General features: G+C 67.8%; 1 protein-coding gene. It reads right to left on the bottom strand.

The features are described 5' to 3' along the window. Positions 1–371 precede the first annotated feature (371 nt). Positions 372–1402: hypothetical protein (locus IG178_RS20265; protein WP_226895631.1), on the bottom strand; the 1031-nt coding region annotated here is incomplete at its 5' end.

The following is a 1402-nucleotide window of genomic DNA, read 5'->3' as shown; positions in this document are numbered from 1 at the left end:
CGGGGTGATGCCGGGGTGATGCCGGGGTGATGCCGGGGTGATGCCGGGGTGATGCCGGGGTGATGCCGGGGTGATGCCGGGGTGATGCCGGCCGTGGGAGGTGAGTCGAACCCCCACAAAGCGCCGTCGGCGGTCGTGAACTCCCTCTGCCGGCGCACTCCAAAGTACCTTGGAGTGCGGTGGCAGAGCGCAGCGCCGACACCGCTTTGGTGGGACCGGAGCGCGGGTCCGGATGTTGCGGTGTTGGATCGCCGGGGGGATCCGTGGGGATGGAGCCGGGGTGATGCCGGCCGTGGGAGGTGAGTCCATCCGCAACAAAGCGCCGTCGGCGGTCGCTGCGCTCCCTCTGCCGGCGCACTCCAAGGTGCTTGCTATTGCTGGCGCTGCTGGATTTCCTGCATGCGCCGGTCGAGGCGTTGCTGGACGTTTTCCGGCAGGGGATTGCTGCCGATCCAGCTGGAGGCGGCGTCGAAGTCGCGGCGCAGCCAGCCGTCGAGCATCCGGCCATACATGCGCTCCTGCTCGCGGGTGTCGGTGATCTTGCCGATGTAACTCGCCGAGAGGTCGGGGGCTTCGCCGAAGGAATGCCAGACGAACTGCTGGTAGACGCGGTCGTTGGCGTCGCCTGAGTTGGCATCGATGAAGTCCGCCGCGGCGCGGGGATCCTTCAAGGCCATGCTGTTGGCCACGCCGCGCAGCGCGTTGGAGCGCATGTCGCCGCTGGGTAGTGCCTTGTAGTAGGCGATTGCCGCGTCCTGGTCCTGTTCCATCCAGGCGGAGACGACGTTGTCCATCGAGCGGTCGGCGGCCTCGCCGGGGTTGGCGGCGAGCCAGGCGGCGGTGCCTTCGGGATCCTTCGAGGCCATCGTTTCGGCGACCCGGGCGATCGCGCCCTGCTTCAGTTGGTCGTCGGAGATGCCTTCCGCCCAGGCTTTGGCGGCGTCGTTGCCTTGGGCCAGGATGGTCGGCAAGAGGGTGGCGAGGGCTTCCCCGCGTTCCTGCGAGTAGGCCATTTCGGTGAGCAACTGCGACGCGCGGGTGGGGTCGCTGGCGGCGATGCCCTGGATCACCCCGATCATCCACGGATTGCCGCCTTCGCCGTCATGATGATCGACGGCCCAGCGGATCGCGCCGTCCGGATCGGAGGCGGCCCAAGTGGTCAGGATGGTGTTGCGGGCGAAGCGGTTGCCGGTATTGGCCTCGGCATAGGCGAGCGCCTGGAGCGGGTCTTCCTTGGCCCAGGCGCTGAGCAGCATGGCGTATTCCGTCATGCGGGTGTCGGTCATCCCCATGGCGCGGAACGAGGCGACCACCGACTCGAACTCGGCGGGGTCGATGGAATTGATGAAGTCGAGCCAGGCGGCGTTGCGGGCGATCGGGTCGGCGGTCCGCATCAGTTCTT

Source organism: Neoluteolibacter marinus (genome assembly GCF_014904755.1).
GTDB classification, from domain to species: Bacteria; Verrucomicrobiota; Verrucomicrobiia; order Verrucomicrobiales; family Akkermansiaceae; genus Haloferula; species Haloferula marina.
Note: the sequence above shows the minus strand (reverse complement) of the source record. Positions and strands in the feature narration are given on the sequence as shown.